The organism is Malaciobacter sp. (genome assembly GCF_055140965.1).
Window position 1 is genome coordinate 1 of sequence record NZ_JBSRRO010000030.1, and the last position, 15,035, is coordinate 15,035.

At 25.2% G+C, this 15,035-nt stretch carries 15 protein-coding genes; 11 read left to right on the forward strand and 4 right to left on the reverse strand.

Annotated features, from left to right (window positions below):
* The 7 genes from ACTCCZ_RS09255 to ACTCCZ_RS09285 form a co-directional block, all read left to right on the forward strand.
* Positions 1-1,381, forward strand: a 1,381-nt coding sequence (locus ACTCCZ_RS09255) for a sensor histidine kinase (RefSeq protein WP_463187278.1), incomplete at its 5' end; no start/stop codon positions are given.
* Positions 1,382-1,441: 60 nt separating this feature from the next.
* Positions 1,442-1,810 (forward strand): YbgC/FadM family acyl-CoA thioesterase, encoded by a 369-nt coding sequence (locus ACTCCZ_RS09260; RefSeq protein ID WP_079577883.1) that lies wholly within the window; start codon positions 1,442-1,444, stop codon positions 1,808-1,810.
* On the forward strand, positions 1,803-3,980 hold the full coding sequence (locus ACTCCZ_RS09265; protein ID WP_159445727.1) for a sensor histidine kinase: 2,178 nt from the start codon (positions 1,803-1,805) through the stop codon (positions 3,978-3,980). Before ACTCCZ_RS09260 ends, ACTCCZ_RS09265 begins: the two co-directional genes overlap by 8 nt.
* Complete coding sequence (locus ACTCCZ_RS09270) at positions 3,980-4,465, forward strand: phospholipase D-like domain-containing protein (RefSeq protein ID WP_079577885.1); 486 nt, start codon at positions 3,980-3,982, stop codon at positions 4,463-4,465. The genes ACTCCZ_RS09265 and ACTCCZ_RS09270 overlap by 1 nt, the downstream gene beginning before the upstream one ends.
* 75 nt (positions 4,466-4,540) lie before the next feature.
* Positions 4,541-5,794 (forward strand): M48 family metallopeptidase, encoded by a 1,254-nt coding sequence (locus ACTCCZ_RS09275; protein WP_079577886.1) that lies wholly within the window; start codon positions 4,541-4,543, stop codon positions 5,792-5,794.
* A complete protein-coding gene (locus tag ACTCCZ_RS09280; protein WP_079577887.1) occupies positions 5,787-7,040 on the forward strand; it encodes a DNA recombination protein RmuC in 1,254 nt (417 codons plus the stop codon). The genes ACTCCZ_RS09275 and ACTCCZ_RS09280 overlap by 8 nt, the downstream gene beginning before the upstream one ends.
* Positions 7,041-7,088: 48 nt before the next feature.
* Positions 7,089-8,309: an MFS transporter gene (locus ACTCCZ_RS09285; RefSeq protein WP_079577888.1), complete on the forward strand. Its 1,221-nt coding sequence runs from the start codon at positions 7,089-7,091 to the stop codon at positions 8,307-8,309.
* Here the strand turns inward: ACTCCZ_RS09285 and ACTCCZ_RS09290 are convergent, their stop codons facing one another.
* The 4 genes from ACTCCZ_RS09290 to ACTCCZ_RS09305 all read right to left on the reverse strand — a co-directional run bounded on the left by ACTCCZ_RS09290 (position 8,310) and on the right by ACTCCZ_RS09305 (position 11,811).
* Positions 8,310-9,209 carry a DMT family transporter gene (locus tag ACTCCZ_RS09290; RefSeq protein WP_079577933.1) on the reverse strand — a complete coding sequence of 300 codons (900 nt, stop codon included), beginning with the start codon at positions 9,207-9,209 and terminating at the stop codon, positions 8,310-8,312.
* 5 nt (positions 9,210-9,214) lie between these two features.
* Positions 9,215-10,435 (reverse strand): molybdopterin molybdotransferase MoeA, encoded by a 1,221-nt coding sequence (locus tag ACTCCZ_RS09295; protein WP_079577889.1) that lies wholly within the window; start codon positions 10,433-10,435, stop codon positions 9,215-9,217.
* Positions 10,436-10,564: 129 nt separating this feature from the next.
* Positions 10,565-10,882: a hypothetical protein gene (locus ACTCCZ_RS09300; RefSeq protein ID WP_079577890.1), complete on the reverse strand. Its 318-nt coding sequence runs from the start codon at positions 10,880-10,882 to the stop codon at positions 10,565-10,567.
* A 182-nt stretch (positions 10,883-11,064) separates the two neighbouring features.
* The gene (locus tag ACTCCZ_RS09305; RefSeq protein WP_079577891.1) at positions 11,065-11,811 is read right to left on the reverse strand and encodes a response regulator transcription factor; all 747 of its coding nucleotides are present in this window, start codon (positions 11,809-11,811) and stop codon (positions 11,065-11,067) included.
* A gap of 87 nt (positions 11,812-11,898) precedes the next feature.
* Between ACTCCZ_RS09305 and ACTCCZ_RS09310 the strand changes: the two genes are divergently transcribed.
* The 4 genes from ACTCCZ_RS09310 (at position 11,899) to ACTCCZ_RS09325 (ending at position 15,029) form a co-directional block, all read left to right on the forward strand.
* Complete coding sequence (locus ACTCCZ_RS09310) at positions 11,899-12,834, forward strand: DMT family transporter (RefSeq protein WP_228145304.1); 936 nt, start codon at positions 11,899-11,901, stop codon at positions 12,832-12,834.
* A 159-nt stretch (positions 12,835-12,993) separates the two neighbouring features.
* A complete protein-coding gene (locus tag ACTCCZ_RS09315) occupies positions 12,994-13,230 on the forward strand; it encodes a hypothetical protein (RefSeq protein WP_079577892.1) in 237 nt (78 codons plus the stop codon).
* Positions 13,227-13,889, forward strand: a complete 663-nt coding sequence (locus ACTCCZ_RS09320) for a hypothetical protein (protein ID WP_079577893.1) — start codon at positions 13,227-13,229, stop codon at positions 13,887-13,889. The genes ACTCCZ_RS09315 and ACTCCZ_RS09320 overlap by 4 nt, the downstream gene beginning before the upstream one ends.
* A gap of 15 nt (positions 13,890-13,904) precedes the next feature.
* The gene (locus tag ACTCCZ_RS09325) at positions 13,905-15,029 is read left to right on the forward strand and encodes a branched-chain amino acid ABC transporter substrate-binding protein (protein WP_079577894.1); all 1,125 of its coding nucleotides are present in this window, start codon (positions 13,905-13,907) and stop codon (positions 15,027-15,029) included.
* Positions 15,030-15,035 lie beyond the last annotated feature (6 nt).

Consider the following 15,035-nt stretch of genomic DNA (forward strand, 5'->3'; position numbering starts at 1 on the left):
TGCAAAGGCAAAAAAAGAAGGTTATTTGAAATTTTTATGGAAAAAACCAAAAAAAAACAAATTTTCAACAAAACTTTCATATATTAAAGCAATAGATGAACTAGGAATATATATAGGAACAGGAGAGTATATAAAAGATTTTGAAGATTCAATAAAAAAGAAAACTATTGAAAATTTACAAAATCTAAGATATGGACTTAACAATTTTGTCTTTTTAGTTGATTATAATGGCACTTATTTATCTCATTTAAAAAAAGATTATGTAGGCTTAAATAGAATTGATTTACAAGATAAAAATGGCACTTATATTACAAAAAAAATTATTGATACTGCTAAAAGTGGTGATGGTTTTATAAGTTATATCTCTACAATAATGCCAGAAACAAATAAACCAGCTCAAAAAACTACTTATGTAAAAGGTTTTGACAAATGGCAAATTGCTATTGCATCAGGTTTTTATAGTAAAAAAATAGAAGAGCAAATCATATTAAGAGAAAAAAGTTTAAATAAAAGAAACAGTGAATATATATTAAAAATACTATTTATTTCTATAATTATTACAATTTTCTTATTTGCAATATCATTATATGTATCTTATTATTTAGAAAAATATTTTTTAAAATATAGAAAAAAGATTTTTGAAGAGATGGAGAAGAATAAGAAAAAGGATTTAATTCTTGCACATCAAACGAAAATGGTAGCAATGGGTGAGATGATTGAGAATATAGCTCATCAATGGAGACAGCCTTTATCTGTAATAACAACTAGTGCTAGTGGAATGCAACTTAGCAAAGAGATGGGAATATTAACTGATGAAAATCAAAAAGAGTCTATTGATATTATTATTTTAAATGCAAATCATCTTTCTCAAACAATTGATGATTTTAGAAATTTTTTAAGTACTAAACATGATGCAAAAACTTTTGAATTACAAGCAGTTTATGATAAAACACTAAAACTAATAAGTTCAAAACTAAAATCAAATGAGATACAAATTGATACAAATATTGAAGATATAAAAATCAAGGCATATGAAAATGAGTTAATTCAAGTACTTATGAATCTATTTAATAATAGTCTTGATGCTTTTAAAATTAGAAATATAAAAGATAAAAAAATTAATTTTAATGTATTTAAAAAAAATAAAAATGTAATTATTGAATTTAGTGATAATGCAGGTGGAATTGATGAAGAGCTGATTACTAGGATATTTGAGCCTTACTTTACAACAAAACATAAATTCAATGGAACAGGAATAGGGCTTTATATGTCCCAACAAATTATCAATAAACAATTCAATGGTGAAATAAAAGTAAAAAATATAAAAAAAGAAGAGAATGTAGTTGGTGTAATGTTTACAATAAAGCTACCTATTAATTAGAAGTTTATAATAGATTAATCAACAAAAGTTAAGTATAATTATAATTATTAAGGGAAGATAATGAAAATTAGAGTCTATTACGAAGATACAGATGTAGGTGGTGTTGTATATTATGCTAATTACTTGAAGTTTTGTGAAAGAGCAAGAAGTGAACTTTTTTTTAAAAAAGGTTTAAGTCCTCATATAAGTGAGAATGAATTCTTTGTTGTAAAAGAGGTCAATGCAAAATATATAAAACCTGCAAAATTTGGCGACTTACTTGATGTTAGTGCAAAACTTGAAGTTAAGAAAAGTGCTTCATTGATAATGTATCAAGAAGTAAAAAAAGATGAAGAAGTTTTATTTACTGCTAGATTTAAATTGGCTTTTTTGAAAAACTTTAAACCAACAAAAATTCCCAATGAACTTTATGAAGTGTTTTATGATTAGAAAATATATATTTTTATTTTTTATCTTTTGTACATTTTTATATTCAAAGAACGTACTTATATTAAACTCTTATCATCCCTCTTTTTCTTGGACAAAAATACAAGTTGATAGTATTGTTAATACTTTGCTTGCTTCAAAAGAAGATATTGATATATATATTGAATATATGGATACAAAAAGAAATAATCCCACTTTAATGTACAAATACAAATTCTTAACACTTTTAAAATATAAATATTTAAACAAAAAAATTGATTTAGTTATTTCAACTGATGATAATGCTATAAATTTTTTAAAAATGTTTAGAAATGAGCTCTTTTCTAATAGTAAGATAGTTTTTAGTGGTGTAAATAATTTAAATATCTTAGATAATTATAAAAAAGATGATATTACTGGTGTTTTTGAAAGAATGACTCCTTTTGTAAACTATGAATTAGCAAAAAAGATCTCTTTAAAACTTGATAAACTTTATTTAATAGGAGATGATTCTGTAACTTTTAATGTACTTAAAAAGCTAGTATTAAAAGAGTTAGATAAAACTAAAATAGATTATGAATTTATTAGTGATAAAAGTATTGATAAGTTAACTAATAAATTAAAACAAACAAATAAAAACTCCATGGCAATGTTAATAATGACAGCTAGCTATGTCAATAAAGATGAAAATCCAATTACAATGGAAAATGCATTAAAAAAGATTAATCAAGCTTATAACAATCCTATAATATCCACTGCAAGAGTTTTTAATCATGGAGGAAAAATAATTGGAGGCTATGTTGTTGATGGAAATAAACAAGGAGTTTTAGCAGCAAAAATGGCATTGAAAATTTTAAATGACCCAAATTTAAAAATCAAACCAATTTTAAATGGCACTAACTCTTATGTATTTGACTATAATGCTTTGAAATTTTTTGGTATAGATATTGAAAAATATTTGCCATCTGAAAGTATAAAAATCTTAAATAAGCCAATATCTTTTTTTGAACATTTTAAGCAAATAATTTTAATAATATCTATTGTAGCTATATCTTTAATTGTGATTCTTCTTGTATCTTTGATATATAATTTTAAATTGAAAAAAGTAAATAAAAGATTGGAAAAATCAAATAAAAATATTCAAATATTTATTGATAATATTTTAGAGGGTATTATTATCTCTGTTGATGGTATTTGTATAGATTTAAATAAAGAGGCTATTAAACTTTTAGGATATGAAAATAAAGATGAGTTAATAAATAAAAATATACTTGAAGTTCTTCCTGTAAATGAAAAAAACTTTTTTGATACAAAAAATGCTGGAGAAACAATTTTTATTAAAAAGAATAAAGAACAAATTAATGTATTAGCAATGAATAAAAAAGTAAGTTTTGAAGATAGGCGAGTAAATGTAACTTCTTTTGTTGATTTAACCCATTCTAAAAAAAGAGAAAAATTACTTTTTGAGCAAAGTAAACTAGCTTCAATGGGAGAAATGATAGGAAATATTGCCCATCAATGGAGACAACCTTTATCAGCAATATCTACTTGTGCATCTGGCTTAAAACTGCAACATAAAGTTAATGTTTTAGATGATGAAAATTTAAACAAATCTTTAGATACTATTATGAAAAGCACAAATTATTTGTCAAATACTATTGATGATTTTAAAAATTATATAAAAGGTGAAAAAATCATAACGAAATTTTATGTTTCACAAGCAATTGAAAATAGTATAGATTTATTGAGTGCTTCATTTAAAAACTATGGAATTAATATAGTTAAAAATTTCGATGATGTTCAAATTTATAGTTGTTTTAATGAATTAATTCAAGTTTTTATAAATATCTTAAATAATTCAAAGGATGCTTTAAATAAAAATTGTAAAAGGGACAAAGTTATTTTTATAAGTATAAAAGATGAAGAAAATTCAGTTACAATTGAATTAGTAGATAATGCTTTAGGCGTAGAAGAAGAAATTATAAATAAAATTTTTGAACCATATTTTACAACAAAAGAGAAGATGCAAGGAACAGGTCTTGGACTTTATATGAGTTATACATTAGTAACACAAAGTTTAAAAGGAATTATTCTTGCATCAAATAAAGAGTTTATTTATAATTCAAAAGAGGTAAAAGGCTTGTGTATGAAAATAACACTACCTAAGTATATTGAAAAAAAGGATAATGATTAATGAAAAAAGTTTTTTTATGTATTTTGCTTATTTTTACAGCTTTAAATGCAAAAGATAGTCTATATTATTTACCAAAAGAGTCTAACATTGCTGTTAAAGAAGTAGAAACTCTTTTAAAAGAAAGTAAGAAATCTATAGATATTGCAATGTATAATTTTACATATAAAAAATTTGCTAAGTTATTAAATGATAGTGTAAAAAGAGGCGTTAGAGTAACTGTTATTTTGGATAAGAAAAAAGCTTTAGAAGAGAAAAAAACCCAATACGATTATCTAGTTAAAAATGGGATAGATGTTATTTTATTAGAGAATAAACTACATATAAAAATGGCTATTATAGATAAAAAAAGTGTTATATTTGGAAGTGCAAATTGGAAGAAAAAATCTTTTAAAAGTGATTATGAAATATTGTATATTTCAGATGATAAGAAAATGTTATCAAGATTTAATCATATTTTTAAAGAGCTCCTGCAAGAGTATAAGTAATCTATACTCTTTACTAATCTACAAGTACAAAAACTGTATTATTCAAATTAATTATCAATATAAAAAAGGATAGATGTGTTAGAAATATTTGTAATTGCATATTGTTTATATTTTATAGTAAATATATATACTTCATTTATGCAAGTAGGCTTTGTTAGTAAAGCAAAAAATATGCCAGCAATTATACTTGAGGATAACAAATACCTTGAGGCTGGAAATTATAGTATAGAAAAGGAAAAAATTTCAATACTCTCAACATTTTATGATTTTGTAATTTTTATGCTTTGGATAGGTTTTGGACTTAAATTTTTAGATTCACTTATAGTAGTTGATCAAGGTTGGCTAAAAGCTATTTTGTTTATTGATGCTTTTATTATTATAAACTGGATTTTATCTTTACCTTTTGAGTTATATACAACTTTTAAACTTGATAAAAAGTATGGTTTTTCAAATATGACTCCTGCTTTATATATCAAAGATACAATTAAAAGTGGTATTTTATTTTTAGTTTTTGGAAGTTTAATAATTGCAGGAATTGCACTTATTATTGAAAATCTTCCTTTATGGTGGATATGGGGATTTGTTTTTATTTTTACTGTTATTATATTAATAAATATGATTTATCCATTAGTAAGAGATAAGATGTTTGATAAGTTTGAACTTTTAAAAGATAAAGAGCTTGAATCAAAGATTGAAAAACTTTTAGATGAAGTGGGATTTAAAAGTAGTGGAGTATTTTCTGTTGATGCAAGTAAAAGAGATAATAGACTTAATGCTTATTTTGGAGGACTTGGAAGTACTAAAAGAGTAGTTTTATTTGATACTTTAATTCAAAAATTAACTCATAATGAATTACTTGCAGTCTTAGGTCATGAACTAGGACATTTTAAAAATGGAGATATCTTAAAGAATATAGGAATTATGGGTATAGTAATGTTTATATTTTTTGCTATTTTTGGAAATTTAAATGATGAGTTGTTTTTAGGACTTTCATTAAATAATGAACCATATGCAATTATTGCAGTATTTTTACTTTTTTCTCCAATTTTATCATTTTTCTTGATGCCTTTAGTTTCACTAATTTCTAGACATAATGAGTATGCAGCTGATGAGTTTGGTTCAAATTTACAATCAAAAGATGATTTAGTAAATGCTTTATTGAAATTAGCAAATGAAAATAAATCATTTCCATTATCTCACCCTTTATATGTTTTCTTTTATTACTCTCATCCACCATTAGTTGAAAGATTTAAAGAGCTAGGTTATGATGTATATAAAGTAAATAATGCAAAAGAAGCAATGAAAGATGATTTTAAAATAGATGAATGATATTAATTTATATTCTATTGTAGCTTTTGGTATAGGCTTTGTTGTATCAGGTTTTATATTTTACTTTTTAAGTAAAGTAAAATATGAAGCTAAACTTCAAAGCTTAACAAATGAAGCAAATATAAAACTTCAATCAATGAATGATAAAATAAATTCACAAAGAGAGCTTTATGAGCAAAAACTACAAAATAAACAAAGAGAGTTTGAACTAAAACAAGAGAGCTTTCAAGAAAAAATAGATCTTTTAGAAACTTCAAAGGTTAAAATGAAAGAAGAGTTTGAAAATCTTGCAAATAGACTTTTTGAACAAAGCAGTAAAAAATCAAATGAAAATATTAATCAAATTTTAACTCCTTTTAAAGAGCAAATTAATAATTTTGGAAAAAGAGTAAATGATATTTATTCAGAAGAGACAAAACAAAGAAGTTATTTATTAAATGAAATAAAAAATCTAAAAGAGTTAAATACACAAATTTCAAATGATGCAATAAATTTAACAAAAGCATTAAAAGGTGATAATAAAACTCAAGGTGATTGGGGAGAGTTAATCTTAGAAAAAGTTCTAGAGCAAAGTGGCTTAAGAGAGGGTATTGAATACACTACACAAAGTTCATTTTCAAATGAAGGTAAGAGATTAAGACCAGATGTTATTGTTCATCTTCCTTTACAAAAAGATATTGTAATTGATTCTAAAGTCTCTTTAAACTCATATATTAACTATACACAAGCTGAAGATGAACAAAATAGACAAAAAGCAATTAAAGAGTTGATCTCTTCTTTAAAAGCTCATATTAAAGGTTTAAGTATAAAAAGATATGAAGATATCAAAGAAGTTAGAACTTTAGATTTTGTACTAATGTTTATACCAATTGAATCTGCTTTTTTACTTGCAATCTCAAATGAAAATAATCTTTTTAAACTAGCTTTTGAAAATAATATAATGCTTGTTTCTCCATCAACTTTATATGTATCTTTAAGAACAATAGAAAATATTTGGAAAATAGAGTATCAAAATCAAAATGCAGAACTAATTTCTAAAAAAGCAGCAAACTTATATGACAAATTTGCATTGTTTGTAAAAGATATTGAAGATATAGGAATGCATATTAATAGAACTTCAAAGTCTTATGATAGTGCATTAAACAAGCTTTCAAAAGGTAAAGGTAACCTTTTAAGTAAAAGTCAAGAGTTTATACAATTAGGTGTGAAACCAAATAAGCAAATAAATATTACAAATCATATATAATTGAATATAATACTATTTAAACAAAACTATTAATAAGGATTTGTTTCCATGACATTAAGAAAAATTTTATTTCCTATATCATCACTTTTCTTTTCAATTGCTTTTTTAGCAATAGGATATGGGATGATATTAACTTTTGTTGGGGTGTATCTTAAAGAGTTGCAAGTTAGTAATACAGTAATTGGTATTATTAATGCGTCATTTTTTCTAGGAGCTGTAAGCTCTTCTATTTTTAGCCAAAAAATTATCTCAACAGTAGGGCACATAAGAAGTTTTGCTGCATTTGCCTCTATTATGGTAGTCTCTTTTTTACTTCATTCTGTATTTTTCAATGAGATTCTATGGGCTTTTTTACGATTAATTTCAGGTTTTTCGTTTTTTGGACTTTTAATTATACTTGAAAGTTGGCTAAATGAGAAAAGCAGTGAAAAGGATAGGGGAAAGATTTTAGCTATTTATACTATAATTTTTTATCTCTCTACTGCTATTGGACAGCTTTTTTTAAATATTGATGAGCATTTTAAACAGGCTATTTTTACAATAGGTTCAGTTTTAGTACTTTTTTCAGTAGTTATTATTGCCTTAACAAAAATAAAAGAGCCTAAACTTGCAGAATTTGAAAAATATAGTGTTCCAAAAATCTTTTCAATTGTTCCACTTGCTACTGTTTCAAGTTTTATTGGTGGATTTTTTGTTGGTGGATTTTTTACTATGGTTCCTGTTTATATATTAATGCAAGGACAATCAATTGAAGTTGTTTCTTATTTTATGCTTATTACATTGATTGGTGGATTGATTTCACAATGGCCAATAGGACTTTTATCTGATAAGTATGGAAGAAGAAAACTTATTGCATTTTCAGCATTTTTTTCAGCTGTTATTTCAACTTTATTTATAATTTTTAATTTAGATGAACAAACTTTATATATTTTAGGATTCTTATTAGGTTTTTCAATCTTTTCAGTATATCCTTTAGCAGTAGCAAGAGCAAATGATGTTGTAGATGAGAATAAAGATATTGTAGAAATAAGTAGAGCTTTACTTTTTGCTTATGGTATTGGCTCTTTTATCTCACCTTTACTTATTGGATTTGGATTAAGTTATATGCCACAGTTTTTGTTTTCATGCTTTGGAATTTTAGGCTTATTTTTATGTTTTTATTCTCTTTCTAAAAAGAGAATTGCCGATGATGATTTAAGTACTTTTGTAAATATGCCAGTTGCATCAGGGGCTGAGTTGCCTGAGCTTGATCCAAGGCAAGATGAATAATTACCTTTTAGATAAAAATAGTGATAGGTAAATACCTATTGCTATAAAGCAAGCACCAAATAAATGATAAAGTTCTACTTTTTCACCTAAAAAGAAATAAGCTAAAATAGCTCCAAACAAAGGCATTAGATGTGCAAATTGACTTGACTTTTCAGGACCAATTTGTGCAATTGCATTATTCCAAAAATAAAATGATAATACTGAAGCAAAAAAAGATACATAAATAATAATTGGCCAATTTTGTTTTATCATTATAATTTCTCTTTGAATACTATATCCTTGATAAAAGTAAATAGGACTAAGATATATAACTCCTAAAAAAACTAAAGTGGTAAAAAGTTCAACATGATTTAACTCTTTTGGTTTGAATCTAAGTAAAATTGAGTATAAAGCCCAAATTGTAGCACTTAATATTATCCACAAATCTCCATTTTTTAAATTCAATTCTAAAATTTTTGCAATATTTCCTTCTAAAACTAAAAATATAACTCCAAATGTAGAGGATAAGAAACCTAAAATTTGAATCTTATTAATAGGATTTTTTAATATAATCACTCCTAAAATAAGAACAAGTAATGGAGTTACAGAATTAATTAAAAGAGCATTTGTAGCTTGTGTTGTTTGTAAAGCAATATAAACAATTGTATTAAATAAGCTTATTCCTAAAATTGCTAAAATTGATAGTATTAAAAAGTGCTCTTTTGTACTTTTTATACACTTTTTAATATTCATATATTTTACGGAAAAAGGAAGAATTAAAATAAAAGCAAGAACCCATCTAAAATAAGCAAGTTCTAAAGGTTCTATTTCATCTTTTATAAATCTTCCTAAAATAAAGTTTCCAGACCAAAAAAGTACACAAAGAGTTAGTAAAAAATATACTTTATATACTTTTTGCATTTGTATCATTTTAATTGGTTTAATAGTAAAATATCTACCATATCTCCAGCTTTAATATCTTTACTATCATCTTCTTGAATTAATAAAGCAGGACTTTCAAGCATATTTGTTAATATTGCACTTGTTCCTTTTTTCTTACCTTCAAAATTAACTTGATAAATTCCATCTTTATATTCAACATTACAAGCTGTAAAGACTGTTTTTGGCATTCTTCTTGGAAAGTCTTCATTGATTTTTGCTTTTACTATTGGTAAGCTTTGATTTGTTTGTTTTAATCTATAAATAAAAGGAAGAACATATAAAATAGCACAAACAGTTGAAGAGTAAGCAAAACCTGGAAGAGCAATAATTAATTTTCCATCTTTAATAGCTGCTAAAAGATGCATTCCTGGTTTGATTGTAACTCCATGGAATAATACTTGGGCTTTTAATTTATCTTTTATTACATCTTGAACAAAATCATAATCTCCAACACTAACTCCACCTGTTGTTATAACAATATCAGCTTTTTCAAGACCTTTTTGTAATAGTTGTGTAATAGAATCTATATCATCTTTTACTATTCCCATTTGTATAGTATTAGCACCTGCTTTTTTACATAAAGCTTCAATAGTCAGATGATTTGAACTTCTAATTTGTGAATCATTTGTTTGGATTTGACCTAAATCTAATATTTCACTACCTGTACTTGCAATTGCAACTGTTGGAGGAACGAATACAGGAACTTGTGCAATATTAAGAGATGCTAATACACCAACTTCTGCAAAACTTACAATTGTTCCTTTTTTTATAAGAACCTCATCTTTTTTATAGTTTTCTCCAATATCTCTTACTGCAAAGCCAAAAGGAACTTTTTTTACAATTTTTATTTCATCTTCATTTACTTCAACATTTTCAATAGGAATTAAAGTATCACTTCCCTTAGGCATTAGTGAACCTGTAAAAGTTTTAATACATACTCCATTTGTAACAACTGATTCTACTACACTTCCTGCTGGATTTTTATCTATTACTTTTATTTTTTCTTTTATTAAATCTTCTGCTTTTAAAGCATAGCCATCCATTGCTGAAGTTGCAAACTCTGGACTGTTATGGTCTGCAATAATATCTTCTGCTATTACATATCCTAATGCTTGTGTTAAAAACATTTTTTCAATTGGTGGTGTTTTTATATCTATTTTTTCTAATATTTCTAAAGATTGTTTATAACTAATAAAATTTCTCATATTTATTCTCCAAAATTAATGCAAAATCTTATCAAAAACTATGCAAATATGCAACTTTTTGAATGATAATATTAATATTTTTATATAATTTAAATCTAATTGGGTAGATTATGGATTTTAAGCTTAAAATTAATGAGCATTTCTTTGAATATACTCTTTATATTTATTAGCAGTGTTATAACTAACTTGAGCCTCTTTTGCAACACTATAAACAGTTATTTTTTGATTGAATAGTCTCATCATATTTACTGTACTTTCAATTTTTTTTCTTGCTGTATCTTGTCTTACTTTTGTAGCTTTTTGAGTAGCTTTTGTTTTTTTTACAGTTCTACTTTTTATAGATTTATGCTCTTCGTGTGAAAGTTTATTAAATAATTCATGGTTATCATTTTCTAAACAAAGTTTTTGTAATTCGTGTAACTCTTTATGAGTGAGTGTAATTCTCACTTTTAAAACCTTTATATTTTTTTTTGGGACGGAATTATATCAACACTTCATTAATTTATGATAAAATAATGTATCTACTATTTATTTCATTATAACGAAGTGAAGTGGATTAAACTTTTATAGTAATATCTTAAGAATATTAAGTATTATACAAAAAAGCATTGTATAGTATTATAGGTCTATTATGGTTCTACAAAAATATCTTTATTTACTCGATAACCTTCTCCGTAAATATTTTTAATCATATCTGTTGGAATCTTTTTTCTAATTCTTTTAATCAAAGATTTAATAGAATCAATACTTAATTCTTTGTCATACTTATCACTAAATAGTGTATTATAAATATCTTCATTTGAAAATGTTATATATGGGTTATTTATTAGTAAATTTAGTAAAACTGTTTCACTTGAAGATAGCTTTACTTCTTGACCTTTTTTTAATAATGTTTTATTCTCTTTATCCCAAACAAAATTTTCTATAAAAAATACTTTTTCAGAAGCCTCTTTTGAGTTATTTATTCTTTTACATATATTTAATAAAGGATCAATTAACTGATCAATAATTAAAGGTTTTTGTACAAAATTATTAACTCCTAAGTTTATTAACTCAATAAGATATTTTGAGTCTTCATAAGCAGAAATTACAATTACATCTTGATCTTTATTTATTTTAAGAATATCTTTTGTTAATTCAATACCATTTTTTTTAGGCATTTTTATATCTGTTATTACTATGTCATAATAATAATTCTTTTCTTCATAGAACTTTAAATATTTTTCTAAACCTTCTTTCCCATCATTTGCTAAATCAACTTGATTAAAAAGAGTTTTGAAAATTTTTTCACTTTGATGTCTTAGATCTTCATCATCTTCAATAAAAAGTATATTTAAAGCACTAGATTCTTTTTGTAGTTGTTTATATTTATTCATATATTGTCCTAATACTTTTATCTTTATAAAATTATTAGATAAATAGAGTTAAACTAATCTTAATGAAAAGTAAATAAACTATAAATTTTGTTATTTCATGTTATTTTTTTAGCTAAACTTAAAGGATGTGATATAAAATCAAATTCAAAAGCATATAAATTTGCCTTACTTGCTATATTTTTATGGTCAACTGTTGCAACTGCTTTTAAAATTTCATTAGAGTTTTTAACTCCTGAAATGTTAGTATTATTAGCTTCTGTTGCTTCTACAATTGTTTTATTTATAATTTTACTATATGAAAAAAGATTAAATTTAGTAAAAACTCATATAAAGAGTAATTTTAAATTAACTCTTATGATGGGAGTTTTAAATCCTTTTTTATACTATTTGGTTTTATTTAAAGCATATGATTTATTGCCTGCACAAGAAGCACAAGCAATCAATTATACTTGGGCACTTATGTTAGCATACCTTGCTGTTCCATTTTTAAAGCAAAAATTAACTTTATCAGATATTGTTGCAGGAATTATATGCTATTTTGGTGTACTTGTTATTTCTACAAGAGGAGAGCCATTTTCATTAAATTTTTCAAATCTTTATGGGGTAGGTCTTGCTTTATTTAGTACAGTTTTATGGGCAATGTATTGGATTTTTAATACAAAGTCAAAAGCATATCCAGAAGTTGGACTATTTTCTAACTTTTTAATTGCATTACCTTTTATTATTTGTTATTTGTATTTTACAGATGGATTTTTTATTCCTGAACTAAAAGGAATAATAGCAGCTTCATATGTGGGTATTTTTGAGATGGGAATTACTTTTATGCTTTGGTTAAAAGCTATGCAATATACAACAAGTACTTCTAAAATTGCTAATTTGATATTTATTTCACCTTTTTTATCTTTAATATTTATCTATTTTATCTTAGGAGAAAAAATTTATTTATCAACTTTGTTTGGTTTGGGCTTAATTATTTTAGGTTTAGTTATTCAACAAAAAAGATCAAAAGTAGCACAAGAATAGCATTTTATTGAAAATATACAGAAAAGTTGTAAATTGGTTAAAAAATACACAATAATGACATAAAAATTAAGATTCAGTTAAGTTTTGCTGTGAAATAATGATATAAGTTTTTGGTACTACTTTTAGTACTACTAAATTTTTATTAGGAATTTTTAGCTAATGGCAAAACAAAAACATAAAAGAAATATAATTAGAAGTGTTATTGATAAACATACAAAAAATGGCAAAAAAGAGATATCTCAACTAACAATTAAGATTGATAAAAAGTTAGATAATGCACTTATTATATTATCAAATGAAATTAATATTTCTAAAAATAGACTTATTGAAGATATATTATATGAAAGTGGTATTTTAGAAGAGGTTGATGAAAACTATGAAGGAGAAAATAGATGAATAATTTCCCCTCGCAAGATGAAATTGTTAAATGCGTTATTGATGGAATTATAACTGCTAAAAATAATTTTACTTTTTGGACTGCTGATGAACTATATTTATCATACGCTCCACCTAGATTCTTAACTATTCATGTATCACAAGAAATAGCAAAATTAAAAAATGCTCCAGAGATTTTTATTGATGCAACAATTGCAGATATTCTTAGATGCTCTTTACCATCAAGAAATACTTTTAGAGAGTTTATGAAACAAAGATATCTAACACAAGATGTTTTGTGTTTGACTTTAGATGAAAGATTTGAACATAAAAGTGATAATGACTCTATATCAAGGGTTATTATGAGTTTAAAAAATGGTGTTAGAAATGTAAAAGAAGAGTACAAATATGAGATTGAAAAAATATGTAAGATGCTTTATCGAACTAGCTTAGAGGATTCTACTTTAGACTATGGTATTTTTGCATTTTATTTAGATATTTCAAGTAGTGCTAGAAAAAAAAGCGAACAAAGAATAAAAGAGATTATAGAATCTTTTGATAAAATAGTAAACTCATTTGAAAACTTACAATCAAGATTAGAAGGAGGCAAGATAAATATTATACCAAATATTGGTGAATGGGCAGTTTGTTGTTATATAATCGAGCCAAAATTTAAATAAAATAAAGGAGAAAAAATGAGAAAAATCAAAAATGTTGCAAAAGCAATTGCTTTTTGTGCAACAGTTGCAAGTTCAAGTTTACTTGCAGATACAGTAAAAATTGGTGTTCAAGCACCAATTACAGGAAAGTATGCAAATGAGGGTCAAGGAATTGAACAGTTTGTAAAGCTTATAGTTAATGAAAAAAATGCACAAGGTGGCTTACTTGGTAAACAAATTGAAGTAGTAACTTGTGATGATGAAGCTAAAGCTCAAAAAGCTGCAGTTTGTGCTAGAAAACTTGTAAATGCTGGTGTTTTTGCTGTAATTGGTTCTTATACATCAGGTGCAACAGAAGCAGCACAAGCAACATATTATAGAAATAAAATATTACAAACAAGTGATGGAACTAGTGACTCACTAATTAAAAGAAAATATTGGACTTTTTTTAGAAATTCATTTCCAAACTCTGCACAAAGTGATTTTACAGCAGACTATTTTATAAATCAAAAAAACTATAAAAGAATAGTTGTTTTATCTGATTATTCATCATATTCAGAAGGTCTTGGTGATGCAACAGAAGAATCAATTAAAAAAATTGGTGGAAATGTAATCTTTAGAGGGAAAATTAAATCAGGTACTCAAAACTTTACTGCAATGCTTACAAAAATTAAATCAATGAATCCAGATGTAATTTACTACTCAGGTTATTATACTGATGGAGGTCTTTTAAGATCTCAACAAAAACAACTTGGAATTGATGCTGATTTTGTTGGTGGAGATTCAAATGATAATCCAGACTTCTTAAAATTAGCAGGAAGTGCAGCTGAGGGTACAGTATTAATTAACTTCCCAACACCAGATATCTTACCATATAAAGAAGCTAAAAAATACTTAAAAGCTTACGAAGATACATATAATATGAAACCACCTTCAATTTGGGCAGTTGTTAATGCAGATGGCTTAAGAGCAATTATGCATGGAGTTGAACAAACAAAATCTTTTGATACTAAAAAAATCTCTGATTTTTTACATAATCTAAAAGACTTTCCAGGAATTACTGGACCAGTTACTTTTAGAGAAGATGGTGAAAGAATTGGAGCTGAGTTTATGGTTTATGAAATTCAAAAAGATGGTTCATATAAAGTTTTAGGGAAATAAGGTAAA

Bases quoted from the DNA above. Each gene is read 5' to 3' on its own strand.
- ACTCCZ_RS09260 (WP_079577883.1), top strand. From the start codon at position 1,442: ATGAAAATTAGAGTCTATTACGAAGATACAGATGTAGGTGGTGTTGTA.
- ACTCCZ_RS09265 (WP_159445727.1), top strand. From the start codon at position 1,803: ATGATTAGAAAATATATATTTTTATTTTTTATCTTTTGTACATTTTTA.
- ACTCCZ_RS09270 (WP_079577885.1), top strand. From the start codon at position 3,980: ATGAAAAAAGTTTTTTTATGTATTTTGCTTATTTTTACAGCTTTAAAT.
- ACTCCZ_RS09280 (WP_079577887.1), top strand. From the start codon at position 5,787: ATGAATGATATTAATTTATATTCTATTGTAGCTTTTGGTATAGGCTTT.
- ACTCCZ_RS09285 (WP_079577888.1), top strand. From the start codon at position 7,089: ATGACATTAAGAAAAATTTTATTTCCTATATCATCACTTTTCTTTTCA.
- ACTCCZ_RS09290 (WP_079577933.1), bottom strand. From the start codon at position 9,209: ATGCAAAAAGTATATAAAGTATATTTTTTACTAACTCTTTGTGTACTT.
- ACTCCZ_RS09295 (WP_079577889.1), bottom strand. From the start codon at position 10,435: ATGAGAAATTTTATTAGTTATAAACAATCTTTAGAAATATTAGAAAAA.
- ACTCCZ_RS09305 (WP_079577891.1), bottom strand. From the start codon at position 11,811: ATGAATAAATATAAACAACTACAAAAAGAATCTAGTGCTTTAAATATA.
- ACTCCZ_RS09315 (WP_079577892.1), top strand. From the start codon at position 12,994: ATGGCAAAACAAAAACATAAAAGAAATATAATTAGAAGTGTTATTGAT.
- ACTCCZ_RS09320 (WP_079577893.1), top strand. From the start codon at position 13,227: ATGAATAATTTCCCCTCGCAAGATGAAATTGTTAAATGCGTTATTGAT.
- ACTCCZ_RS09325 (WP_079577894.1), top strand. From the start codon at position 13,905: ATGAGAAAAATCAAAAATGTTGCAAAAGCAATTGCTTTTTGTGCAACA.